At 45.3% G+C, this 26198-nt stretch carries 19 protein-coding genes and 2 tRNA genes; 9 read left to right on the top strand and 12 right to left on the bottom strand.

Going from position 1 to position 26198, the window contains the following annotated elements:
• Positions 1-72: 72 nt before the first annotated feature.
• The 3 genes from AAEY83_RS00710 to AAEY83_RS00700 all read right to left on the bottom strand — a co-directional run bounded on the left by AAEY83_RS00710 (position 73) and on the right by AAEY83_RS00700 (position 5398).
• Positions 73-276 (bottom strand): hypothetical protein, encoded by a 204-nt coding sequence (locus AAEY83_RS00710; RefSeq protein ID WP_351058251.1) that lies wholly within the window; start codon positions 274-276, stop codon positions 73-75.
• 190 nt (positions 277-466) lie between these two features.
• Positions 467-3283, bottom strand: coding sequence for a DNA gyrase subunit A (gyrA, locus tag AAEY83_RS00705; protein WP_025647097.1), 2817 nt, complete (start codon positions 3281-3283; stop codon positions 467-469).
• A gap of 402 nt (positions 3284-3685) precedes the next feature.
• A complete protein-coding gene (locus tag AAEY83_RS00700) occupies positions 3686-5398 on the bottom strand; it encodes an alpha/beta hydrolase family protein (protein ID WP_025647098.1) in 1713 nt (570 codons plus the stop codon).
• A gap of 330 nt (positions 5399-5728) precedes the next feature.
• Between AAEY83_RS00700 and AAEY83_RS00695 the strand changes: the two genes are divergently transcribed.
• Complete coding sequence (locus AAEY83_RS00695) at positions 5729-6004, top strand: hypothetical protein (RefSeq protein WP_025647099.1); 276 nt, start codon at positions 5729-5731, stop codon at positions 6002-6004.
• An 82-nt stretch (positions 6005-6086) separates the two neighbouring features.
• Entirely contained in the window at positions 6087-6965 is an 879-nt protein-coding gene (locus tag AAEY83_RS00690; protein ID WP_025647100.1) for a methyltransferase domain-containing protein, read from the top strand.
• A 35-nt stretch (positions 6966-7000) separates the two neighbouring features.
• Here the strand turns inward: AAEY83_RS00690 and AAEY83_RS00685 are convergent, their stop codons facing one another.
• The 7 genes from AAEY83_RS00685 to AAEY83_RS00655 all read right to left on the bottom strand — a co-directional run bounded on the left by AAEY83_RS00685 (position 7001) and on the right by AAEY83_RS00655 (position 17301).
• Entirely contained in the window at positions 7001-8104 is a 1104-nt protein-coding gene (locus AAEY83_RS00685; protein ID WP_037059882.1) for an ABC transporter ATP-binding protein, read from the bottom strand.
• 492 nt (positions 8105-8596) lie between these two features.
• Positions 8597-10261 carry an ABC transporter permease gene (locus tag AAEY83_RS00680; RefSeq protein ID WP_025647102.1) on the bottom strand — a complete coding sequence of 555 codons (1665 nt, stop codon included), beginning with the start codon at positions 10259-10261 and terminating at the stop codon, positions 8597-8599.
• 46 nt (positions 10262-10307) lie between these two features.
• The gene (locus tag AAEY83_RS00675) at positions 10308-11417 is read right to left on the bottom strand and encodes an extracellular solute-binding protein (RefSeq protein ID WP_025647103.1); all 1110 of its coding nucleotides are present in this window, start codon (positions 11415-11417) and stop codon (positions 10308-10310) included.
• A 178-nt stretch (positions 11418-11595) separates the two neighbouring features.
• Entirely contained in the window at positions 11596-12348 is a 753-nt protein-coding gene (locus AAEY83_RS00670; RefSeq protein WP_025647104.1) for a 16S rRNA (uracil(1498)-N(3))-methyltransferase, read from the bottom strand.
• Complete coding sequence (locus AAEY83_RS00665; RefSeq protein WP_413771583.1) at positions 12345-13847, bottom strand: 3-deoxy-D-manno-octulosonic acid transferase; 1503 nt, start codon at positions 13845-13847, stop codon at positions 12345-12347. Before AAEY83_RS00665 ends, AAEY83_RS00670 begins: the two co-directional genes overlap by 4 nt.
• A 220-nt stretch (positions 13848-14067) precedes the next feature.
• The gene (locus AAEY83_RS00660; protein ID WP_025647106.1) at positions 14068-15618 is read right to left on the bottom strand and encodes a tetratricopeptide repeat protein; all 1551 of its coding nucleotides are present in this window, start codon (positions 15616-15618) and stop codon (positions 14068-14070) included.
• Positions 15619-15654: 36 nt separating this feature from the next.
• Complete coding sequence (locus AAEY83_RS00655) at positions 15655-17301, bottom strand: cardiolipin synthase (RefSeq protein WP_025647107.1); 1647 nt, start codon at positions 17299-17301, stop codon at positions 15655-15657.
• 244 nt (positions 17302-17545) lie between these two features.
• Here AAEY83_RS00655 and AAEY83_RS00650 point away from each other — a divergent pair, with 244 nt between their 5' ends.
• From AAEY83_RS00650 to AAEY83_RS00620, 7 genes are all read left to right on the top strand, one after another.
• Complete coding sequence (locus AAEY83_RS00650) at positions 17546-18622, top strand: RNA-guided endonuclease InsQ/TnpB family protein (protein WP_351058244.1); 1077 nt, start codon at positions 17546-17548, stop codon at positions 18620-18622.
• Between the two features lie 350 nt (positions 18623-18972).
• A tRNA-Val gene (locus tag AAEY83_RS00645) sits at positions 18973-19048 on the top strand.
• Between the two features lie 50 nt (positions 19049-19098).
• A tRNA-Asp gene (locus tag AAEY83_RS00640) sits at positions 19099-19175 on the top strand.
• 367 nt (positions 19176-19542) lie between these two features.
• Entirely contained in the window at positions 19543-21279 is a 1737-nt protein-coding gene (locus AAEY83_RS00635) for a BCCT family transporter (protein ID WP_025647109.1), read from the top strand.
• A gap of 545 nt (positions 21280-21824) precedes the next feature.
• On the top strand, positions 21825-22643 hold the full coding sequence (locus AAEY83_RS00630; protein ID WP_025647110.1) for a DUF5020 family protein: 819 nt from the start codon (positions 21825-21827) through the stop codon (positions 22641-22643).
• A 230-nt stretch (positions 22644-22873) separates the two neighbouring features.
• Entirely contained in the window at positions 22874-23863 is a 990-nt protein-coding gene (locus AAEY83_RS00625) for a D-cysteine desulfhydrase family protein (protein ID WP_025647111.1), read from the top strand.
• 117 nt (positions 23864-23980) lie between these two features.
• The gene (locus tag AAEY83_RS00620; protein WP_025647112.1) at positions 23981-24595 is read left to right on the top strand and encodes a DedA family protein; all 615 of its coding nucleotides are present in this window, start codon (positions 23981-23983) and stop codon (positions 24593-24595) included.
• Between the two features lie 42 nt (positions 24596-24637).
• Here AAEY83_RS00620 and AAEY83_RS00615 read toward each other — a convergent pair whose 3' ends face one another.
• Positions 24638-24937 carry a DUF4298 domain-containing protein gene (locus AAEY83_RS00615; protein ID WP_025647113.1) on the bottom strand — a complete coding sequence of 100 codons (300 nt, stop codon included), beginning with the start codon at positions 24935-24937 and terminating at the stop codon, positions 24638-24640.
• Between the two features lie 134 nt (positions 24938-25071).
• Positions 25072-26055: a glutathione S-transferase family protein gene (locus tag AAEY83_RS00610; protein WP_025647114.1), complete on the bottom strand. Its 984-nt coding sequence runs from the start codon at positions 26053-26055 to the stop codon at positions 25072-25074.
• Between the last annotated feature and the right edge of the window lie 143 nt (positions 26056-26198).

Raw genomic sequence — 26198 nt, 5'->3', positions numbered from 1 at the left:
TAAAAACTTTGATGCTAGCGCATCTAGGTCTTTTTTTCACCTTGCATTTGGTATTGCACTTCATGTGTTAATCTAAGAATCAAAAACATGCTGCCACTGCTTCGTTAAGCTGACCAATATTGTTAGGCTGATCAGCATCATGATGACCCGCCATGACGCTACTTGCGTGCCCGTTAAAGGCTGCATCAATAAACCAAATAAGAATAATAGCGAGAATAAAAAACTCGCAGACGCGCCAGCTACCGTTCCTTGAAAAGTTTGATTGTTAGTTAGCATAACAACAGCCTTTTAGATTTACCGTCCTTATTAAAGCGATGACTTAACGCTTTAGAACATCGAATTAAAGAGTATTAAAAATACAAATAAGAAAGTTAAAAACCTCTAACGATAACGTTAGAGGTTCTATGTGAAATGTGAAAACCAGAATGACCCTGTTTAGATTGGCGACTTAACTCTCGCCCTTAACTTAGCTATCTCCATCGACACCAGTTTTTAAGTCATAGTCATTAGCGATATCGACCGTATCACTGATATCATCGTTTGCGCCGCTTGCGGTAGTGGCATCGATATCTATCTGCTCCTGAGCTTCAGCGCCAAAGGTACCATCCTCACGCATGGCTTCAATCAGCTCATTATCGTCCTCTTCGTGCTCGACCCTTGCCATAGCGACTAGCGTCTCATCTTTAGACAGACGAATCAAGGTTACGCCCTGCGTGTTACGACCAGCACTTGCGACGTGCTCGACTGGCGTACGCACTAAAGTACCTTTATCAGATATTAAGATAATATCATCTTCTGGATCGACCTTAGTTGCGCGTACCAAAGCGCCATTACGCTCACTGGTTTTGATAGCGATAACCCCGCCGCCGCCGCGATTTTGGGTATTAAACTCTTCAATGAAAGTACGCTTACCAAAGCCGTTTTCACAAGCAATCAAAATCTCGCGGACGTCATCTTCGATAACGACTAAAGATTTAATAAACTCATCATCTTTTAGACGCATACCGCGCACACCTTTAGCGGTACGGCCCATAGCGCGAGCATCGTTTTCATCAAAACGGATAGCTTTACCGCTTGAAGCAAATAGCATCACCTCTTGACTACCGCTAGTGATACGCGCGCTCACAAGCTTATCACCTTCTTCTAAGCTTACAGCAATCAAGCCATTAGAGCGAATATTGGCAAACTGCTTGAGCTCTACCCGCTTCACCGTACCATTCGCCGTTGCAAAGAACACAAAAGGCGGCTCGGCAGTCGTGCTGCCTTCTAACGAGTCATCGTCTGTCTCGTTTACAGTCAGCTCACTTGTAGCGGAGGACTCTTCTACCATCTTTGGAATAGGCAGTATCGTCGTCACTGACTCATCAGCACTGAGTCCAATTAAGTTCACCAAAGGACGACCGCGCGAACCGCGACTGGCAATCGGGACTTCAAAGCCACGTAAGCTAAAGACGCGGCCAGTATCTGTGAAGCACAATACGGTCGCATGAGTAGACGTGACAAGCAGATGATCGATAACATCGTCTTCTTTCATCGCCGTCGCTGACTTACCTTTACCGCCGCGTTTTTGTGCGACATAATCATCGATAGGCTGAGTCTTGGCATAGCCGGTGCGCGAAACGGTCATCACCACCGTCTGCTCTGGGATTAAGTCTTCGCGGCTAAAGTCACTGCGCGAATCGATAATATCAGTACGGCGCTCATCACCGAAGTTGTCTCGAATCTCAATCATCTCATTAGAGATAATAGTCATCAGCTTATCAAAATCCCCTAAGATAGCTTCTAGGTTAGCAATCTCACGTAACAAGTCTTGGTATTCTTCAGTCAGTTTGTCTTGCTCAAGGCCAGTCAAGCGATGCAACTGCATCTCTAAAATCGCATTGACCTGCTCAAGTGATAAGCGATAACTTTGCTCGCCTTTAGTCGTATCATCGATAAGCCCGAATGGCGCTTTAGGGTCTTCGCCTTCGATATACTCAGGACGTACCGATTGGCTACCGGCGGCCTTTAGCATAGCGACGACACTACCTGAGCCCCAAGTATTACCAAGTAAGCTCTCACGCGCTTCACCGCGGCTAGCAGATGCTTTTATCGTGGCGATAATATCATCGATATTAGCGAGCGCTACCGTCAAACCTTCGAGTAGATGCCCACGAACCCGGGCTTTGTTAAGCTCATATATAGTACGGCGCGTCACCACTTCTTGACGATGGCGCACAAAGGCAGCAATCAGTTGACGCAAGGTTAATAGCTTGGGCTGACCGTTATCAAGCGCCACCATATTGATACTAAAGCTGGTCTCAAGCGGCGTCTGCAAAAATAAATTATTAACGATGACTTCAGCGGTCTCACCGCGGCGCAAGTCGATAGCGATACGCATACCGTCTTTATCAGACTCATCGCGTATTTCAGTGATACCGTCGATCTTTTTATCACGAACCAGCTCTGCGATACGCTCAATCAGCTTGGCTTTATTGGCCTGATATGGCACTTCAGTGAACACAATGCGCTCGCGATCACGGTTGACACCGGTAGTACTCATTGGCTCAATATGATAGCGACCACGTACGTGTAAGCGGCCTTTGCCCGTGCGATAAGCGTCTTGAATACCCGCGCGGCCATAGATGATACCGCCCGTCGGGAAATCAGGACCTGATATATGCGTCATCAGCTCCTCACCCGAGATTTGCGGGTTCTCAGCGTAAGCCAAGCAAGCATTGATCACTTCGGTTAAGTTATGCGGTGCCATATTGGTCGCCATACCGACCGCAATACCGGTTGTGCCATTGACCAAAAGGTTGGGCACGCGCGCAGGCAATACGCTTGGCATACGCTCAGAGCCATCGTAGTTATCTTCCCAATCGACGGTATCTTTATCCAAGTCGCCAAGCATCTGATGGGTCAGCTTGGTCATGCGTACTTCGGTATAACGCATCGCCGCCGGTGGATCATCATCGATTGAGCCAAAGTTACCTTGACCATCTACCATTGGGTAACGCAAACTAAAGTCCTGCGCCATACGTACGATCGCATCATAGACCGCGCTGTCGCCATGCGGATGGTATTTACCAATGACGTCACCGACGACACGCGCTGACTTCTTATAAGGCTTGTTGTAGTCGTTAGAGAGCACATGCATAGCATACATAACGCGGCGATGCACCGGCTTGAAGCCATCACGGACATCAGGTAGTGCACGCGAGACAATCACACTCATCGCATAATCTAAGTAGGACTGTTTTAATTCATCTACAATGCCAATAGGACTGACCGACTCGCTCATATACACTCCTTCACTCATATCCACTTTATTAATTTTGCAGGCTTTATAGATCGCTCACCACACTAAGCTGACTTTGATAACCATCAAAGAATTAGCCAGTAAAGCAACACCATAAAGCATGAAAAATCTTGGGAAAATGATGATCGTTTTAGTAGTAAATAAAGAGGACTATTTTAGCACAAATCTGCAAGCTTAGGGGTATCTATATACCAATAAAATCAAGCAAAACAGCTGATTAGCGGGCTTTATTTTTACTTGACAAAACGCTAGTAATATTACTCTGATAACCTGTCTGTTTTTCTATATTTATAGCTGCTTTATCAACAAAAAAACTGCACCTTTTCGGATGCAGTTTTTTTTGTCTACGCTATTTAATAATTACCAACCACTATCTTTTTTAGCTTAAGAGCGCTCAAAGTCTTGCTTAAAGAATTCACGAGCCGCTTGCGTACAAGCAGTGCTAACTAGTTCACCGTGATAATTACTCAGGAATGCAGCTCCCGCTGCACGAGTTGCTGACTCAACCGCCAATGCATTAGCTTGAGCCTGGTCATTGCCAGCTTGAATTGCTGTGGCATAGGCTGCTTTATAAGCATTAGTGTAAGCAGTAGTCTGAACTGACTGCACTTTAGTAGCGAATCTACTTTGAATATTATCAATAATATCGGTACTCATCCAAGCGTTACTCATAGCACTACCGATTGCTGTCACTGTATTTTGATCGCGGTCATCATCATTGGTTGTATCTACATCTAAGACTGTGATATTTAAATTAACTGATGGCGAGGCGTTTGCCTGTTGCAATATGGCAGACATAGACCCTGTATTTACATCATAAAACACGGTTGGATCGTTATTACCGCCACACAGGAGCGTTGGCATTTTTGGTATATATCCACGCAAGTCGTTATCCTTTAACGCCTTACGAAGGTTGTTTTGCGGGTTTTGTGCTGGTAGAGCATTGGTAATTGTCGGAACTAAACCATCAGGATTCTGAATCGCGTCTGCGACAAAGGCCGCTCTAAAATCAGTTTTGATAAGATAGTCGGTATTATCGAAACCTAGTGCGGCGAATGGTAGTTCAGATGGCGGTAAAGCAACTAAAAGCGGGTTGCTAGGACTTCTTTCAAACAAGGCAAATTCAGGAAGTTTATCGGCTTTTACTAATTGATCAAAGCTCAATAAATTTGGTAATTTAGTACTAGCATATTGGGCAGTAAATATCTCTGAGGTATCATTATATATATTGTATTTCTCTTGCAACCCTATCGCTAATAATGGTGCAAAGCGCGTAGCACCAAGGTTAACATTGCCAGCAAAGATAGCATCACCAAAAGCTGCTAGAGCATAAGGCCCTGATAGCGGCGCGATTGCCGTTACTGTTTTGTTTTGCGACTCTAGTAATCTCGCAGTTGCCATAGCGACATGACCGCCTTGTGAGTAGCCTGAGAGGTATAATTTACCTGAATCATCGATGTTGGTGTAATTGTCATTGTTCGCCAGCTTTTGCTTGTCAATCACTGAGCGAGCACTCTCTAGCGCATCGACCATGTCATTCGACTGCTGTTCAGCGACTAGATACGGATGATAATCAAGCTCAGAATCATCGTAGCCAGCATAGTTTGGCGCGACAACGATATAACCTTGGGCGGCAAAGTTAGCGGCTATGAGTGTTGACTCGCCGACTGCTGGATTATTGACATTACCGACTTGGGTAAAGTCATAGCCTCTATCGGTAGTCGTACCATGAGCGTACAGCAGCACCGGACGCTCGCCTTGACATTCATCGCTATCGCCAGTGGGTAACATTAACGCTGCCGTCGCGTTAGTCGCCTCACCTGCAGCGCCAACAGTCGGATAGCTGACCTTTTCAATGGTGACGCCGCACTCAGCATCAGGAGTGTCAGCAGTATCGCCAATAAGAGTATCTATTTGATCTTGGCTAAAGGCATTTATAAACTCTGAAGTAGTTGGAGATTCTGTTGATATTGACGCATTAAAATCATTATCATCATCGCCGCAAGCCGTTAGTAGTAAGCTACTAGCGACAGCTACCGATAATAGACAGCGCGACATCGTTGGGATTTTAGACAGATTGGCATGGGGAATGGTCATATTCGCTATCCTTAGCATTGAGTGACAGGGTTTTAATGTTAATTTTAGAATATTAATACAGCGCAATAGCCACTTTATCAAAAACAGCTTTAGTGATTAATAATCTATAATGCATACACCTTACTGTTTATACCGTAAAAGAGCATAAAAAGATACTTCAAATCGATAATTCCGGCTCTTGTATAAGCTCTTGAGCTCTAAGCACTCTAATATCATTCATTCTAATATAATCATAGACAAAATATTCTTAATCGCTAAACTGACTACGGGTTTTGCCTAGGGTCTATTAAAGCTCAACCCTTAAACTATTATTTTATAGGTCAATATTTTATGGATATCGTTTTAGCTATTGTTTGGATTTTGGCAATGGTGCTCTATAGCTTCTCTAGTGATTATGCCCAGTACTTTCCTGATCATAATAATCGCGCACTGCCTTTTGTGCGTTGGGGTTCGCTATTAGTCGCGATGGGCTTATCTGCATACCTTGCTCAAGCCTATCAACAACACTTACAAGGCACTGGTATTTGGGTCTTTGTCATTGTCGTCTTCGTTATTATCATATTATCTAAACTCGTCTTTAAATGGGTGCTCAAACGCCGCCGCTAAAGTACAAAATAAAGCTCTAATAAAAGTAAACTAAACATAACTACGCAGCGGTAGTAAATTTAATAATAAAGAAAATCAATTTATGACAGACAACAAAAAAGATAACTCACAAAACCAGCAGAGAGCGACACGTACCGATCGTAGCTTTGAGCCGATTGCTGATCATTTTGAAAAAAAGGTCTACGGCGGTTTAAAAGGAGAGATTCGGCTTGCGGTATTGCGCCGCGATATTTTTGCTCATGTCAATGAGCACAGTCGACGCTTAGGACGTCCGCTGCGCATATTAGATGTCGGAGCCGGCTTAGCGCAAATCGCTATAGAGCTGGCAGCGCAAGGTCACACGCTTGTCATCAATGATATCTCTGCCGCTATGTTAGACAAAGCGCAAACTCATGCTGCCGCCCTTGAGACAGGCACCAAAACCAAGCTAAATATCAGTTGGCTGGTTTGCCCTTATCAGGAGCTTGCATCCAAGCTTGCTGCAGACAGTGCTGCAGAAAACAGCGATACTAAGTTTGATCTCATCCTTTGTCACGCGCTGCTCGAATGGCTGGCCAAGCCGGCTGAGGTAATGAGATTTTTTGATACTCAGCTACGCCCTCAAGGCGCATTATCACTCTGCTTTTATAATCCAGCGAGCTTCGATTATCGCAACCTAATTATGGGTAATTTTAATCTGCTAGATAGACAGCTTGAAGGCAACTATGCCGCCGACAATAAAAAAAGCCTAACGCCCAATCATCCAGTCGCCAGACAAGAGGTAGAGGCGTGGCTACAACAACATCATTATAAAGTAGTGCTTGAGAGCGGGCTACGTGTCTTTCATGATTACGCGCCGCTTAAGCGCGGCGGTCATAACGACCCTGAAGCAGTGATAAAAATGGAGCTACGCTATTCTCAGTTAGAACCGTACAAATGGCTAGGACGCTACTTGCATATCTTAGCGACTGCGAACGGCTGATATTGACTGATATGTTTACTCCTGTTTAAGCGCGCTCAATGTAATCTATCGTACTCTGACCACGTGGTGGCATTGACGTCTTTTTCATCGAACACCACCACATGCTCAAGTAACGGCAAGATACCGATATGGCTACCAACTGCGTGGTTATGGTGGCTCGCGACTAACGACAATACCGTCTGACCACTGTCTAATTGCAGCCGATACAGATAGTTAGCACCGCGAAACACTCGTCCAACGACTAATGCAGTTTGCGGGCTATCATCATCATGAATGATATCATCAGGACGTACGAGTACTTTGATGGGCGTGCCATTAGGATAGTCATACTCGCAGTATTGCGGCTGCCCTGAGGCATCGTACACCTCCATGCGCCGATAAATATCGCCAAGTGCCGTCTCGACATGACCTTCTTTGATAATGCCATCTATCATCGCGCCCTCGCCGACGAACTCAGCGACAAAAGGACTAACCGGCTCATGATACAGCTCGCTTGGCGTTGCCCACTGTACCAGCTTGCCTTGATGCATAACCCCGACTTTATCTGCGAGAGCAAACGCTTCGTTTTGGTCATGAGTCACTAAAATAGCAGTAGTATTGGTGCGTTTTAGAATATCACGCACGCTCATCGCTAATGATTCGCGCAGCACCACATCAAGGTTAGAAAAAGGCTCATCAAGTAATAGTAACTTTGGCTTAGGAGCCAGTGCTCGAGCTAACGCCACGCGCTGCTGCTGACCACCCGATAGCTCAGCGGGACGTTTATCAGCGTGCTCGCTCAGTCCCACCAGCTCTAACATCTGCGCCACGCGCGCTTTTTTATCAGCGCTAGACCATTTATTAAGACCAAATCCAATGTTTTTGGCAACGCTGAGATGACCAAATAGCGCATAGTCTTGAAACACCATACCCATACCGCGCTTGGCAGGAGCCACCGCAAAGGAATGGCGGTTATCTTGTTCGGTTAGACGCTGATGATTGAGCTCAATTTTGCCCTGGCGGATAGGCTCAAGCCCAGCAATAGCTCGCAGCGCTGTGGTTTTTCCGCAGCCGCTATACCCCAAAAAACAACCGATCTCACCTTGTTGCAGGCTCAATGACAAGCCATTGACAATAGTCACATCATCGTAGCCCACGATTAAGTTTTCTACTTTTAAAAAAGGCTCAGTATCGCTCTTTGAGGCGCGCGGGTCACGGTAGTTACGTTGCTCGTCGCTCTGCTCACTGCTGCTATCGCTACCCGTATCCGCTTCACCAAGCGTTTGCGTATTTTGCATAGTTTGGCCTTTTTGCGGTAACGCTGATACCGGGAGCACAGATGATTTTTTGCTCACTTCTAGCCTAGCTTTGGCTTTGATAAGCTTTGGATCTAGACCTTTTGTAAGGGATTGACGGTCTTTAGAAGAAGGCTGTTTTGCATAGCTCTCCTCGGTATCTAAAGTATCATTAGTCAAGTTGGTATACATAGAAGGTTCTCGTAAGCGATAAATAAATGAGACGGGCGATAATAAATATTAGGGATACTCAATATTAGAGGTGCTCGCTGCTATTTAAAGGTGACAAAATTAAAGGAGAAATCTAAAAGTGCTCATACTAACATGTTAATCATGAACGATTACCATTTATGCAGATTAGCTATGCTTTTCACTTTGGCGTAGTAATATCCATACAGGTATTAGCCCCACCAACACAATCAGCAAACTCGGTAGCGCCGCTCTCGCCCACATGCCTTCGCTTGTCATCTCAAACACTCGTACCGCCAGCGTATCCCAGCCTTGCCGACGCGTCATTAGGGTGATTGGCATCTCTTTCATCACCTCCACAAAGCCCATTAGCAAAGCCGTCAGCACTCCCGGACTAAGTACCGGCAATACCACTTGTCGCCAGCGCTGGAACGGACTACTGCTTAACAGTTCAGCGGCGGCTTCTTGATTGACCGTCAGTCGCTGTAATTGACGATCGATCGGCTGAAAGCTCACCGTCATAAAACGCGTTGAGAGTGCTAATAGCATCACAATGACGCTACCTGATAATACTTGCTTAGTGGTAATACCAAAAGCGATCAGCTGATTGTCTAGCCAAGCAATAGGAATAAACACGCCAACAGCAAGCACGGTGCCTGGTACCACATAGCCCAAATTAGCAAGCGTGGTCATCAGTTTCGTGCTCTTATCGGCATACTGACGCTTAATCCAAGCAATGATAATAGCGAGAAAGGCAATCAGCACTGTGGTCATGCTCGCAATAAGCAGACTGTTAGTGACAAAATCGATATAGCGCGCATCAAAGTCTTGGCGGTAGTTCATCGCCGTCCAATACAGTAGCTGCAAAAACGGTACTAAAAATGCCAATAAAAATACCAGACTACAAAGCAGCGTCATGCCCCATTTAGCTGCTGCGTTACTCGTCAGGCGCTTATTACTGCTTTGCGCGGTTATCGAGCCGCGACGTGCCTGCCAATACTGCTCAAATATCACCACGATAAACACTACGCCAATAAGTAAAGCCGCCAGTTGCGCGGCAGTAGTCAGGCTAAAAAAGCCAAACCAAGCCTTATAGATAGCAGTGGTAAAGGTATCGACATTAAATACCGATACCGCACCAAAATCCGCTAGCGTCTCCATGCTGGCAAGTAAAAGTCCACCAATAATCCAAGGCAGTGCTTGCGGCAGCGCCAAACGAAAAAACACGCGGCTACGACTGAGCCCAAGCATCTGCCCCGCTTCGATCGCGCGGTGACCTTGCGACAAAAAAGCTTGCCGCGCTAATAAGTAAACATAAGGATAAAAAGCAAGCGACAAAATAAAGCCTGCGCCCCAAACGTTGCGCACTGAGGGAATAGCAGTGGTCACGCCCAGCTCTCGCAAGCTCGTCTGCAAAGGCCCACTAAAATCAACCATACCGACAGTGACAAAGGCGAAAACATAGGCGGGTATTGCAAGCGGCAACATCAGAGCCCAAGAAAAAAACCGCTGACCTGGGAAGCGGTACATACTCGTAACCCAAGCCAGCGAAGTACCCACGCTACCCGAGATGACCGTCACCATCGCTAATAAGATAGCGGTATTTTTTAGTACTTGCGGCAGCACATACTCGCCCATATGTGGCCAGATATCAGCCATCGGCTGTGTCCAAGACAGTAGGACGATCAAAATCGGTATCAGCATAAACAACGAAATCAGTCCTAAGACTGATTTCGATAAAACACGTTTAAGAAGGGTGCGATCCTTAACGACGATAAGGTCTGGAGCCCCTATATCGTCTGCATGTTCGCACGCTTTTGGTATCGTTACCATATTACTACCATCTTCTACCCTCTATAGCGACGCTAATGAACAAGCCTTACTTATAGCCTGCTTTGTCCATCATTTGAATCGCTTGAGTTTGTAGCGAGCCAAATTTTTGAACATTGATATCATCTTGTTTAAAGCTGCCCCAAGATCTGAGCATCTCTGACTCATCAACGCCCTGTTTTACTGGATACTCTTTATCGGAGCTGGCATAGATACCTTGCGCTTCATCAGACGACAACCACTCCATCAATTTAAGCGCGCCATCTGGGTTGTCTGCTGCCGCAACTACGCCCGCGCCAGAGATGTTGACATGGGTGCCAGTTGTGTCTTGATTGGCCCAAAATATCTCTACTGGAAAATCAGGGTTTTCATCAAGGATGCGGCCATAGTAGTAGCTGTTAGCGATACCCACTTCACACTGACCAGCCGCAATAGCTTCTAGCATACTCGTATCATCGCTGAACACATCAGTGGCTAGATTATCTACCCAGCCGCGAATCACTTCTTCAGTTCTTTCAGCGCCCAAGTGCTCAATCATACTAGCGACTAATGACTGGTTATAGACCTTTTTTGAAGTGCGCAGGCATAGCTTGCCTTTCCACTTTGGATCAGCCAGATCAGCATACGTCGATAGCTCCTCAGCATCGACTTTGCTAGGGTCATAAAAGATAGTACGAGCGCGTAGCGACAGACCTGTCCAATTACCCGCTGGATCACGGTACTTCGCCGGAACGTTAGTATTTAGAGTTTCTGATGCTATCGGCTGCAATAAGCCCTGCTCTCCTGCTTGCCATAAGTTACCGGCATCAACGGTTAATAGCATATCAGCTGGGGTGTTATCACCTTCTGCTTGTAGACGCGCCATCAGTGGGCCTGTTTTATCAGTTACCAGCTCAATCTCAACGCCAGTCTCTTCGGTATAGCGATCTAATAACGGCTTAATCAGCTGCTCATTACGCGATGAATAAATCGTCACCGACTGATCGCTATTGGCCGTTGCCGCTTCAGTTGTTGATGCCTCGTCTTCAGCCGTCTGTTCAGGTGTCTGGCTTTGATTACAACCGACCAAACCTAACATCATACTAAACATAGCCACAGATAACGTGGTCTTTATGGGCTGACTTACCGCAACTGAATCATTAAGCGCTTGTAACGACATGGCTTTCTCCAAAGCTGGATTATAAACAAAAGAACATCGATAGGGGGTTATAAATAACGAGATAAACGGCTTAAAACGAGCAAATACATACTAATAGAGATGATATTAATTATCAATAACTTTATGCGACTCGCTCATAAGAGCAGAAGCTATAATGTGCTTGATGTTGCAAGGTTTGTTAATGAGGTAACAGCCACTGCCCGACAATGACGTTGACTGCCGCTTCAGTACGCAATATTCTTGAGCCTATAGTAAGCGCTTGACAGCCTTGCGTAGCTAGTAGCTCAATCTCATAGTCGATCCAGCCGCCCTCGCTACCGATAAAAACTATCTTAGGTAAGCTATCAGTAGACGCTCGCTGTAAGTAAGCTGATAGCGATAACGCACCGTAAGGATGAGCAACGATCGCCTGTCCATCTATGTCTGTGAGCAAACGCGGTAGCTTGTCTTCCACAAAAGGTTTAAAGCGTTTTTCTAAGGTGATAGTCGGCGCAATAGTATCAACGGATTGTTGTAGTCCTTCGAGTACAAACTCGTCAAGACGGCCAAGCATCGGGCTTTGCCAGTAGCTTTTTTGGCTGCGATAGCTGTTTATTAAGATGATGTGTGCCACCCCAAGCGCTGTCATATCCATAATTAATCGGCGCAGCACTTTTGGGCGTGGCAGTGCTAAAACAACGGTGAGGTCTAACTTATTAGGCGGTGCAAGAGTAAGCTGCACCTCGCGTAGCTGAATGACAGTTGGTGTCATATCATCGATAATCGCGCTGCCCAGCTTGCCGCCTAATTGTCCAATCTTTAAGCTATCGCCTACCTGCAAGCCTAATACCTTATGGATATGATCGATTTGTTTAGGGTCGCTGATATAAGCTTGAGCGCTTGTAGCGTCAGCATTTGAGAAATTATCGATGGGTAATAGTAGACAGTTCACAGCACTTCTCTACCCGTTACTCCTTGTAATGACTGACTAATGACCGTCTCAATCATCTCAAGTTGCTGCGTAAGCACCGCTTGTTGCTCACTTGTCAATTGCGCGCCTGCCTGCCCTGCGCGCTTAGCGGCTGATAAATCACTCAGCCAAAGCTGTAACTGGCTATACATCTTAGCCTGATCTGATGAGTTTGCGCTCTTACTAGTGTTTGATGATTGGCTTTTACTAGTCTTTTGCAGAGCATCATTCTTTGAATTTTGAGAGAGCAATTGCTGATGGTCTTGATAAAACTCATTATTAGGCTGATAAAGCGCCCCTACCTCTACCAGTTTATCCACCACACTCTGACAAGACTGCGTATATTGGCCCATTAGCACAGGCGTCGCTACGCTCGCAGGCTCAACAGGATTATGACCGCCGATATCTACCAACGAGCCGCCGACCAAAGCCACATCCGCTTGCTCATACCAGTGCATCAGCTCGCCCATCGTATCCGCAAGATACACTTGGGTCTGTGCAGTGATAGGCTCATCCAAACTACGCCTTGCCATAGTCAGATTAGTGGCTTTGATAAGCTCAGCGACCTCAGCGAAACGTTCAGGATGTCTAGGTACGATAATCAGTAGCGTATTGGCAAGCTTAGGATCTGACAGCAACTGCTGCTGCCATGCCAGCGCAATACTCTCTTCGCCTGCATGGGTACTTGCTGCTATCCATATCGGCCGATTGAGACCCTTTAGCGTCATACTATTTGTAGACTCTTGCTCTACTTGCATATTTGTGGCTACTGGTTTTGGCGTGTTAATCACCCATTTTAATGAGCCGGCTACTCGTATCTGTGAGCTTAATGCGCCAAGTTGGCGAAAGCGTTTCGCCGACTCATCGTCCTGCGCGATAATCAGCGTTAGATTTTGCATCATGCTCGCGCTGACCGATTCGATCTTTTGGTAGCTTTTGAATGAAGAGGCGGATAAGCGTCCATTGACCAAAATACTAGGGATTTGCTGAATCGAGAGTTTGGTTAAAATATTGGCCCAAAGCTCAGTTTCGATAAACAAAGCGGCCATCGGCTGTACGTGACTTAAAAACTTATCAATGACAGCCGGACTATCTACCGGCACGTAGCTATGAGTCAGCCGTCCTTGCGCGATATCGTCAGCAAAACGCTGAGCGGCACGCGCAAAGCCCGTCTGCGTGGTATTGGTCAACCAAATCTGGTAGCCCTTCGCTAGTAAAGCGTCTAATAAAGGCGCGGCGGTGTTGGTCTCGCCTAAAGACACCGCATGACACCAAATTATTTTTTGAGTCGAGATATCTGCCGTTGATGGAGCTGCGAGCGCCGGATACTGCTTACCAAAGCGCTGAGCCACTTCTTGCTGATAGTTGTCGCGCTTATGCGAGCGGCGCCAGACTTGCAGACGATATAAGGGTTTGAGAATACCAATCACCACCCGATAATACCAAGGCGGGCTTTGCGGAGTACGCATAGCAAGCTTCATCGGCTCAGCGTAAACTTCGACTAAATCGACGCTAGGCTCCTGTGTCTCTATATCTGTTGAAGACGGCGGGGTATAAGAGGACGGCATGACATGAGACCCGTTCAATAAGGGATAAGACGGCAGCAAACACAGCCGACACGTTAACTTAAGCAGACAAGACGAAAAACTAAAAATGAGCGTGACAATTTTACCGTAAACTTTAGTCAATGAGAATTAGCCATTAGACAAATATAATTAATAAAAGCGCCGCTACCACTATCGCGCCAATAAGCCACTGATATCGCTTTAAGCTGTGCTGCTCTTGCGCTTTAGTCGTCATCAAGAGCTGTGCTTGCTGCCACTCTTGATTGATAGTTAGCGCTTCAGGATGACCGTTGTCCGCCGCCTGCTCGAGCCAATATTTGCCCATGTCTATATCTTGCGTCAGCCCAAACCCTTGATAGTACAGCTTACTTAACAAGCGCTGGGCGCGGCTATCATTGGCGTTAGCGGCTTGTTTGACTAAGCTTATACCCTTCTCCTTACTCGCCTGATCTATGCTAGCCCGATCTGTACTAGCTTTGTCCTTATCAGACTCGCTATCCATATTTAACTTAGCGGTGCCTTCGCCTAATAGCTCATACATCGCGAGTCGGAGCATAGCGGCAGTATGGCCGGCGTTAGCTGATTTTTGTAGTAAGCCTAATGCCTGCAGACGAGCGGCTTGATGAGTATCAGAGAATTTAACTTGCGCGCGTGGTTTGTTTTGTTTTGCGATATGACGCTCGAACTGATCGAGTATATGACAAGCTTGCTCATATTCCTTGTTTCCAGCATTTTGCGGTACTTTAATCTCATTGAGCTCGTTTAACAAACGAGTAAAGATCTCAGGCGTCGGTTGGGCGTTTTTATTAGCAACTTTATTATTTGCGGTCTGGCTATTAGGGCTTTTATGAGCAGGGTTATTAACTTCATTATTGGTTGCAATTTTAGGATGGTTATCGCTATCCGTTGGCTTTAACTGCGCTGTGGTTGACGATAAGACAGGCTGAATAGGCGGCTTAGCGTTTATCTGCACTGATTCATCTTGTCCTAAGTGTTGCTGATATTCTGAGTTATTTTCCGTATTCGCTGGCAGCCTTTGAGTCTCTACTGTGGTATTCGCCGACTGAGATGTTTGAGATATTTGCGAAGACACTTGAGGCAAGCGCTCTTTGACCGCTTGATATAGACCGCTAGCAATCTGTCCTCCTTGAGCGGCGACAAACTGCCTATCAATATGACCAAATAGGCGCAAACCGATTGGCTCTAAAGCAAAAAATAACGCCGCTGCATGAGCGCTTACCTCATTTAAATCATCGTTTACCTGAGCACTGTCTTCTCGATAAGCTACTGCCATGTCTTGATAAAAATCATCGGCAGATAGGCTCAGCTGAGGATATCGGCGGCGTAGATCAGACTGACTGTACCAATGCGGCAAGCTTTGCCACTCACCGGCTAAAATGCGGCCGGCATAAAACGCAAGGAACCATAATAGATGGCGAAAGCGATCATCTGCCAATAAGTGCTGCTCTGTTACTGCGTTTTTAGCATTATCTCGGCGTATCTGTAATAGTAGCGTGTCCACGCGCTGCAAACTCGCTAGCGTCTCATCTAACTTACAAGCCTGCAGCTCAGCCTCATAAGCGACACCGCCTGCGATAGGACGCTGAGCCAAAAAGTCCTGCCAGTACCCTTCAGCGATATAATCCAGTGAAGTCTTGGCTACAAATGAATCAGAGCTGACAGACATAGCGAAACGTATCCTATGGGTGAATAAACATGCAAATTATAATAAGGGACTAAACAAGCGTATCACATTATCGAACAAGCTTTTAGAACGAGGGCGCTGCTGCCAATAATGCAGCTCCAAAAAATCACAATTCTCCAAATAAGCGTTTTGGCAGCTCAGAACTTGCGCCACCATCTCTGGGGTATAAATCGCCAAAGTCACCTCCATATTCAAATAAAAGCTACGCATATCGATATTCACTGTACCAAACAGGCAGTAATCATCGTCAATGACCACGGTTTTGGTATGTAGCAAGCCGCCTTCAAAGCGTGCAATCTTCACGCCCGCCTCTAACAGCTCTTGATAATAAGCCTGCGAGGCATGCTGTACCAGAAATGAATCTACTTTCTTTGGCACAATCAACGTCACATCGACGCCGCGCCTTGCAGCTGTAGTTAGCGCCCCAGATAAGGCTTCGTCTGGCACGAAATAAGGCGTAGTAATCTGAATGCGCGTATTAGCACGGTGGATAACCGTGACTAGCGTATTATAAATGACATGCCCGGTCAGCTGCGGCGCTGATGGGATCAGTTGAGCGATAACGTTATTGACTATTGGCATAGGCGCAATATCTATCAAGTTTGTCCCCGCTAATGGCTGCACGGCACTCTCTTGCGTATGCCCCTGCTCATCAAGCAATTGCACCCGACTGTTCAGATCGTTGATAGTAGGATGCATCACACAGAGCTTACGCGTGTAATTATTTACCCGCTTATCAAGCTCATAGAGATTATCTTGACTCTCAGCGCCGATATCGGTGACCACCACTTTACTCATAGCCGTCGCGATACTAATCGGTTGCACGCTTGTGCTCCGAATCATCACATCGATCCACTGGCCGACGTTTTTATCTTGTTTAAAATAGTTAGGATCAACCAGATTGAAGCTACCGGTATAGCCTATATACTCATCGATGACGATAATCTTGCGATGATTACGCAAGTCTGAGCGCTTAAACAAGGTCTTAAGTAGACCTACTGGCAGTGACTGATAAACAAAGACACCGGCATTTTCTAAAGCTTCTTGGTGCTTACGATTAAAAAACCCTAGACTACCAACACTATCCGCTAGGATGTGACACTCTACCCCGCGCCTCGCGGCACTCATTAAAGCCTGCAGTACTTCAAGCACCTGGCCTCTCGGGTAGATAATATAAAACTCCATATAAATAGTGTGAGCAGCATTATGAATATCAGCAATAAGCTGATCAAAAATAGCGCTTGGACTCGTCAGCAGCTGCATTTGATGACCAGCAAATACGCCAAAGCCGGTCTTTCGCGTCCCGATAGAGCTCACCCCGCGATAATGATCGGACAATAGATCTTGGCCTTGATCAAATACCAAACGCTCGCGCGCTGCCATATCGTTGGTCAATAGCTGCGCTTGGTCAACGCGCTGCCGATAGCGCCGCCCAATCATCGGCTCACCTAATAATAGATAAGCGATAAAGCCGACTAAAGGCAGCGTGTAGAGCATAGCAATCCAAGCAATAGACACGCCAATATTGCGCTGCACTGTGACGATACGCAGCGTCATAACGACCATCAAAGTAATATGCAATACTAAACCAAGACCGGCCAAGTCGATCCAGGACCAAGGCGCAAGTGTCTGTTGTGTCGCTAAAGGGTCTATAATACTCTCCAATGATTAAGGTGTTCTAAGCTTGCAGCATCTATTAGCGTTTATGCAGCTTATATAGCACGTCTATCTATAGGTATGAAAAACAAACTGCTATGGTAAGCCTCCTTCCTATAATGTATCAAATGTAATTTATCATCCAACGCCGTAAAACCACATCCTTCTAGGGCGTGGATATCAGGCGTCAATCGTTGTCGCCCAGTATAGCGAACCCCTTGATAACCAAATACATTGAGATCATAATTATCCCATGAAAACGCTCAAGCTACGCATCAAAGACAAACATGCCACTCAGCTTAATATCTTGGCTGGGTCAGTTAACTTTGTCTGGAATTACGTCAATGAGCTTAGTTTTAAACATTTACAGCGCACAGGCAAATTCTTTTCAGCCTATGACTTGGCCGCTTATACCAAAGGTAGTGGCGAGTATTTAAACTTGCACAGCCAAACCTTGCAAGCGATTAGTGAGGTTCACGCTAAATCCCGTAAACAGTTTAAAAAAGCCAAACTCAACTGGCGCACCAACAACCCAAAGGCCAAACGTAGATCTCTTGGCTGGATTCCTTTTAAAAAGACCGCCATTAAGCATATCAGTACGCGCCAAAGCGGTAAAAAGTCTTTAAAAAGCACCCTGCAATTTAGCTTAGCTAACCGTCAAAAGCTCACAATAGACCTATGGGATAGCCATAACCTCTCGCTCTACAGCATCAATACTTGCGAATTGGTGCAGGACAATCGTGGTCACTGGTATGCCTGTATCACCGTTAAAGAATTTCCAAAGATTAAGTGCGGCACTGGCCAAGTCGGTATTGATTTAGGCTGTAAGGATTCAGCGGTCAGTAGTAATGGCGATGTTCTAACCACTAAGCTGACCCATCAATACGCCGAAAAACTGGCAATTGCCCAAAGAGCCAAGAATAAAAAACGGGTCCGTGCCATTCACGCCAAGATTAAAAATACCCGCCAGGATTTAATTCATAAATTCACATCAAAGCTTGTCAAAGCCAACAGCCTAATCGTTGTTGGAAAGATTAAATCAACATCATTCACTTCATCCAAACTGGCCAAATCCGTCTATGATGCTGGTTGGTTTGAGATTAAGCGGCAACTGGATTATAAATGCGCGAACGCAGGTTGCCACTATATCGAAGTCAATGAAGCGTACAGCACCCAAACCTGCTCGTGTTGCGGCTCTCGCCAAGACAGTCCGAAAGGTAGATCAGGTCTTGGTATAAGAGAGTGGTTTTGTCGTTCTTGTAAAACGACCCATAACAGAGATGTTAATGGAGCAAAAAACATTCTCGCGGTCGGGCTTGGCCGTCTTTAGTAGGAATCCCCGTTCCTTTAGGTCGGGGAGGAAGTCAACAAATAATATTGCCTACAAACCACTATTATAATTCGCTTTTAGCCAGTTACATTATTTATTTGTCGAATTTATAAAATAGTATTTGACAGGCATCACCAAATCTATATAATACACACCCACAGCAAGGGGCTTTATTGGTTCTGAGTTGTTAGAGGTTTTATAGTTTAAAGCGGTGACAGCTTTAAACGAGTTAGAAATTCTAATTTAAGGATTTCAGTACCTAGTTTAGGTACATAACTTCTAGAAAATTCCCTTTAAGGAATTTTCTCTTGCGAAGCTAAAATTGCAGTGCAATTTTTTAACGCTTCTCAGGGTGATTAGCTCAGTTGGTAGAGCGTCTGCCTTACACGCAGAATGTCGGCGGTTCGAATCCGTCATCACCCACCACTTATTAGCAAGTGAGCCTTTTATAAAGGCAAGATGCTAAGACGACCTAAGCAGCGGTAGTTCAGTTGGTTAGAATACCGGCCTGTCACGCCGGGGGTCGCGGGTTCGAGTCCCGTCCGCTGCGCCATATTTGAAAAATACATTTAACCACAAGGTTTAAACGATTTTCGCCTCAAGTATTCATTTACTTGGGGTTTTTTTGTTTTTAGGCTTTGACGCATTATAAATAAGGCGTACTCATCGTCATAGAGTCGTCTTCTGCTTCGATAAATATTATCGCTATTATTCCATCACTACCCCTCTAAAGCTTTGCTATTAGCACTTAATCGTCTGGTCAAAGCACCCCTTCTAGTCAATCGTGACCCATCTATTATGAGTATTCAGTAGTGCCCAAAAAACTACTCATAACAACTACTCATATGGCCACCACTGATTGCTCTTTTTCATAATTATCAAACCCTGCGGTAGCTATTATCGCAAGTCAAGGAAACGCTATGGCTTTTCGCCCTCCGTTAAAACATCTGCATATAAAGACTCAGGACTCAGGATTTTTTGAGGGTCTTAATCGCTTTGTGGCCCTGAGCGCTCTACTACTAATATCTTTAGTTGTAATTTGGATATTAAGTGATATCGAGCGCTCCGGTATCGTCCTCAGTGCTATAAAAAACTGGTCTTATGCTAATCTTAATGGCTATTATATTTATGCCGTTTCCTTCTACATCATTGTCTGCCTGACCGTCATATTATGGCCCTCGTTTGGGCGCACTAAGCTTGGAAATGATCCCAATGCAAAACCTGAATTTTCAAACTTCTCATGGTTTTCAATGATCTTTGGAGCCGGCATCGGTATCGGGGTATTGACCTATAGCGCCGCCGAGCCGCTTTGGCATCTGTCCAGTAACCCCGAGACTATCATGTCAAAAGACTTGATTATGGCAACGCTAAGTAATAACGGTATTAGGCTGCCTGAAGGGGCGGATGTCTTTGCTGTTTATCAAGAGCAAATTGCGGCCAACACGATAGCCCCTATTGATGGTGTAGTGCTACCCAGAAGCGAGGAGGCATTATCTGCCGCTTACCGTTACTCTTTTTTGCATTGGGGTATTAGTGTCTGGGCGACTTATAGTTTAGTCGGTATCTGCTTGGCGTTTTTTAGTTACGCACGCGGCTTGCCACTAACGATGCGCTCTGCTCTCACGCCACTGTTTGGTAAGCACTTAGAGGGCAAGCTTGGAGATATCATCGATATCTCAGCGGTGATTGCCACTATCTTTGGTATTTCGCAAACTATTGGAGTGGGGCTAAGCACCTTTGCCTCAGGCTTATACAGCATTACCGGAGCTGAGTGGCTAGTGACTAACACGGCGAGTCCTGAACCGACCACTGGCGCGCTGCTGTTATCGTTATTTATCGTGATGTGTCTATCGACTGCTTCTGCGCTATCGGGAGTGGGACGCGGGGTGAAATGGCTCAGTAATATTAATATGGTATTGTCGATCTTATTACTGGCTTTCTTCTTGATCTTTGGCGCAACGATGTTTGCCTTAGAGATGCTCGGTAAAGGTATTTTTAACTATATCGTCAATCTACCGGCGATGATGTTTACGGTTTGGGATCCAAATACAGAGCTTGGCAGTTGGCAGACCAGCTGGTCTATTTTTTATTGGGCGTGGTGGATCGCATTTGCGCCATTTGTCGGTATGTTCTTAGCGCGCATCTCTAAAAACCGTACTATTCGTGAGTTTGGCCTGATAGGTATCGTCGCGCCTAGTCTGACGCTATTTATTTGGTTCACTTTAATCGGTGGTACGGGTATCGATTTGGAGCTCAGCGGCGTCGCAGGAGGTCAGATATTCGACTCAGGCTTAACCGCTCAGCTGTTTGAGATTATAGGCTTTATGCTGCAGCCAGCGATGGCTATCGGCGTCTCCGCGATGGTTGTGGTCCTCTTGCTTACTTATTTGGTCACCTCAGCCGATTCAGCGATATTAGTGATTAATCTCATCAATGCGGCAGGTAAGATCAACATTAAGAATAGAGCCAAGCATATTCTTATTTGGATTGTCGCTTTGACCGCGGTGATTGCTGCATTACTTCTCGCAGGTGGACTAGATGCCATTACTTCTGCCATGATTATCGCGGCGGTGCCCTTCTCGTTTATTATTATCTTAATGGCGATCAGCTTATTAAAGGCGCTTATTGTCGATCTAGTACAAGCGCGTAAGTCTTAAAGTTTTAGCGTTAACGGTGTAAAGTTTAAGTATTTTCAACCTCAAACAGTGATCTGTTTGGGGTTTCTACTTTGGTTAGATGGATTATCTTTCACATCCGTACAGCGAACTATTTATTATCGTTAATGATCAAAAAGATCCAAATACCCCTTCTCTTCCTAAATGCTCTGTTTCATTTACAAAAAAGCAAAGCTGACCATTTGGTCAGTTATTCTTTATAAATCATAAACTTAGTGAACCCTTTTCTTAAACACTGCCTATATAGCTGATTTTGTTCGCTAATTTTCCATTGTCAGCGCCTTTAGAACGTGCTTAACTGTTTCAGATTGTTAATAAATATTGTAATAAGTAACCACGTGACGCCTCAATCAACTGTGATTTACGTGATTACCTTACTAGGCATTTCCCTTTATAAACGGCTACAGCGAAAGTAAAAAACTTTGCATTTAGAGATCAGCTTTTAATGAATGCCGTTATTATAAGTTAAGCCTGTTTTCGATAGTTAACTATGTTTCGCCAACGACTGTACATAAAGGAGTATTACTGTGCGTCATCCTCTCTCAATTGCATCAACCTCTGTGACCGAGATCAAAAAACCTTGCCTAAATATTAAGCGCTCTGTTGCCAAACCATTAGCCACGGCTGTTATCGCTACACTAGCACTAGGAGCGTTTAGCAATGCGCAGGCTAAAGTGCTGTTTTCAGATACTAGCGTCTCACTGCTATACGGTGAGGATTATGAGCTAGCAAAAGATGGCGAGCTGACTACGCTCACGCTTGAGCATGCCTCTGCGCATACTTGGGGCGGCGTGTTTTTCTTCGTTGATCGCTTGCAAGGCGCGAGCGATAATGAGAAAAGCCGAGCCAAAGACATCTATGGCGAGCTTGCGCCTAAATTTAAAGTCGCAACCTTTAATGATAGCTTTATCAAACAAGTCAATTTTGCCGCTCAATACGAGTTTGGCTCCAACTCTAGCGGCTTTAGCCAAGACAACTATCTGGTTGGAGTCGGTGCGGATCTCGATGTGCCTATCGGAGGTATGAAATACGCTTCCGCGTCCTTGTATCATGTATTCAATAACAACTCAGGCCCTAATGACGCTGATGATCAGCAAATTACTTTGACTTATGGTTGGGAGAAAAACAACTTCGTCGTTGATGGCTATATTGATTACTCATTTAACAATGATGATTTAGAAGATCAGCTACATATTAATCCGCAAATTAAGTACAATTTGCAAGAGGCGCTAGGCATCGATAACCGTATTGAAGTGGGTTTGGAATACAGTTACTGGCGTAATAAATTTGGTTTGGATGGCGTCAATCAAAGCGTACCTAGTGCCTTAGTAAAAGTGCATTTCTAAATCTCAGTAGCCTCATTATAATAGCGTTAGACAATATCCAACCCTCATTCAAGCTTAATGTTGAATGAGGGTTTTTTATGAGTACAGTTTGATAAAATAAGTAAACTTATGAATCTCGATGCTTATCATTGTAGAATAACAAGTGTGACGAGCAGCTCATATTTCACGCTAATACTAAATGTTTGTTTCGCTTGAAGTGACTATAAATCACTCTTAAAAATGGACTTTTTATGACTCATAACCTCCCTAAAGCGTCGCTAGGCTACTTCCCTACGCCCTTGATTGAATTGACACGTTTAAGCAAAACGCTTGGCGGCCCCAATATCTATATGAAGCGCGATGACAATACGGGACTCGCCCTCGGCGGTAATAAAACGCGTAAGCTTAAATACATTATCGGTGATGCGTTAGCCAAAGGCGCGGATACGGTGATTACTGCAGGTGCTATTCAGTCCAATCATTGCCGGCAAACGGCAGGGGCTGCGGCAAGCCTCGGGCTTGAGTGTCATCTCGTCTTAGGCGGCGAAGAGCCCGAGCAGCCGCAAGGTAATCTACTACTCGATAAAGTCTACGGCTGCCATATCCATTGGGCAGGCGAGAACCGTAAGGGGGAAGATATTCCAGCCCTCGTGGCACAGTTAAAAGCTGAGGGCAAAAAACCTTATGTCATTCCTTACGGCGGCTCTAATGAATTAGGTGCGGTGGCCTTTATCGAGGCGTACAAAGAGCTTAACGCGCAGCGTGAAGCGTTAAAGGTAGATTTTAGCCATATTATCTTCGCTTCTAGCTCTGGCGCGACTCATGCCGGCTTAATGCTTGGCAATAAAATACTGCAGACTCATAGTCAAATAGTCGGCATCAATATTGATAAAGGTGAGATGGATAAAGTGCCTTTTGATGAGCATATCGTGAGCCTAGCCAACAGCACAGCGCAGTTGATTGCAGCCGATTATCAGTTCACTGCGGACGATCTGATACTCAACTCTGATTATGTTGGCGACGGTTATGGGGTGATCGGCGAGCTTGAAAAAGAAGCGATTGCATTGACTGCGCAAAACGAAGGTATTTTGCTGGACCCTGTTTATACGGGACGCGCGATGGGCGGACTCATCGATATGATACGCACCGGGCAAATCAAAGCAACCGATAACGTCTTATTTTGGCATACCGGAGGCGCGCCGGCACTATTTGCCTACGCTGATGATTTAGATATACGTTAACGAAACTTGCACAGCGCGTAAAACCTTCTAAATTGAAAAACCAGTGATGAGCTAGTATCTTTTGCCTAAATATTCGGCTTAGCAGCAGTATTGTTCATTCTATTTTAAAGGTTTTTTATGGGTCAAATCAGTGACTGGGTACTCTCTATCACGGCGAAGTTTGGCTACTTTGGCATTATCTTTGCCATGTTTGCCGAAAACGTCTTTCCGCCTATTCCCTCTGAGGTCATTATGCCTGCTGCTGGGTTTGCCGCCTCAAATGGTGAGCTTAATCTCATACTTGCCATACTAGCAGGGACGCTTGGCGCGGTACTTGGTGCGTTACCACTGTACTATTTAGGCCGCGTGTTTAATGAAGAGCGCTTGATAGCCTTAACCAAAAAATATGGCAAATTTGTTTTTGTAAAACCTGACGATATCAAAGCTACCAATGAATGGTTCGATAAGCACGGTAAAAAAGCGGTATTCTTTGGTCGTATGGTGCCTGGTATCCGCTCGTTTATCTCGATTCCTGCCGGTATGAATAATATGCCGATGCTACCGTTTTTGGGGCTCTCCGCACTTGGTGCAAGCATTTGGACGACAGGTCTGACGCTCGCGGGTTACTATATGGGCCAAAACTACGAGGTTATTGAATCGACGCTCGCCCCTTACTCGACAGGTATTGGCATCCTTATCGTTGTCATTATTATTGGCTGGTTTGTAAAGCGGCGTTTATCTGATAAACACTAACAAACGCGCAGGCCGATAATCACTAAGTGCTAACGCCTTGATTTACTTGTCGATAGCGTCCAACCCTAAGCGCATCCAAGTAATCGCCTGCTCTTGATGCTCTGTCATCGCATTCCAAATACCGTCTTCGCTAAAGATAGAATGAGCCTCACCAGAGTGCTTAATCGTGACATCAGCCTTGCGATCTTGCATCCACTGCGGACTTAAATAGTATTCTTGTACCTCAGACAGTAGCGCTTCTGCCTCTCTCCAATCTTGCTGCGCCTGTAATAACTTTGACTGTAGAGCAGACCAACGCTCAAATTTGTGTTGTATGTCTTGTGGATCGACTCTATCAGTCATTTTTAGCTCCTAACCATTTATCAAAAGTTCAATTTCAAAGTATCACTTGTGCGAGTGTATAAAATCCACTAGCTTTTAGATAGTGGGTTTCTGCAAAAATGAATAAGCTAATATATCGGTTTTAAAGCCGCTATTTATGCGCTCATCTGCTCACGGTTATGCGGCTCGTTAAAGTCAATAACTGGGCCAAGTGGTATGATCTCAGTCGGATTGATAGTGTCATGACTGGTATAATAGTGCGCCTTAATGTGTTCCATGTTGACAGTCTCGCTGATACCGGGCACTTGATATAGCTCTTTGAGATAGTTCCAAAGGTTAGGATAATCAATAATACGGCGAATATTACATTTAAAATGACCGACATAAACCGCATCGAATCTTACCAAAGTGGTAAATAGTCGCCAATCGGCCTCAGTAAGTCTATCGCCTACTAAATAACGGCTCGTTGCCAGACGCGCCTCTAATTTATCAAGGCCGTCAAACAACTCGGTTACCGCCTCTTCATAAGCCTCTTGCGTTGTCGCAAAGCCTGTTTTATAGACGCCATTATTGACTGATGAATAGACCTGCTCATTAATCTCATCAATCTCGTTTTTTAGATCATCTGGTAGTAAATTAAGCGGTGTTGCCCCGACTTCATCAAAGGCGGAGTTGAACATACGGATGATCTCAGAGGACTCATTACTGACGATAGTATGGTTTTTTTTGTCCCACAATACAGGGACTGTCACGCGGCCGGTATAGTCAGATTTTGCTGCGGTATACACCTCATACATATAATTGGCATGGTTGATCGGATCTTGAATGACACCGTCGCTGTCTTTAAAGGTCCAGCCGTAATCGCGCATAAACGGATGCACTACCGATAGCGATATCATATCCTCAAGCCCTTTGAGCTTACGATAGATAGTCGTGCGATGCGCCCAAGGACAAGCTAAAGACACATATAAATGATAACGGTTTGGCTCAGCCTTAAAGCCGCCCTTTCCTGTTGGGCCTGCGCCACCATCTTTGGTTACCCAATTGCGAAAGCCCGACTCTTCGCGTTTAAAGCGGCCGCCAGTAGCATCCGTGTCATACCACTGGTCTTGCCACTGTCCTTCTACTAATAATCCCATCATCTTATCCTTATCAAAACATTATGCTTTTTAACGAACTCTATAAAATTCTGCTTATGCTCATTTAGGCAAAGCACTAAGTGAATATACGTTCATGTTAGCTTGGTCCGACTATAACACTTTACTCGCCAGCTATACATTAG

The sequence above is a fragment of the Psychrobacter sp. TB20-MNA-CIBAN-0197 genome (assembly GCF_040309765.1).
Classification (GTDB): Bacteria; Pseudomonadota; Gammaproteobacteria; order Pseudomonadales; family Moraxellaceae; genus Psychrobacter; species Psychrobacter submarinus.
Note: the sequence above shows the minus strand (reverse complement) of the source record. Positions and strands in the feature narration are given on the sequence as shown.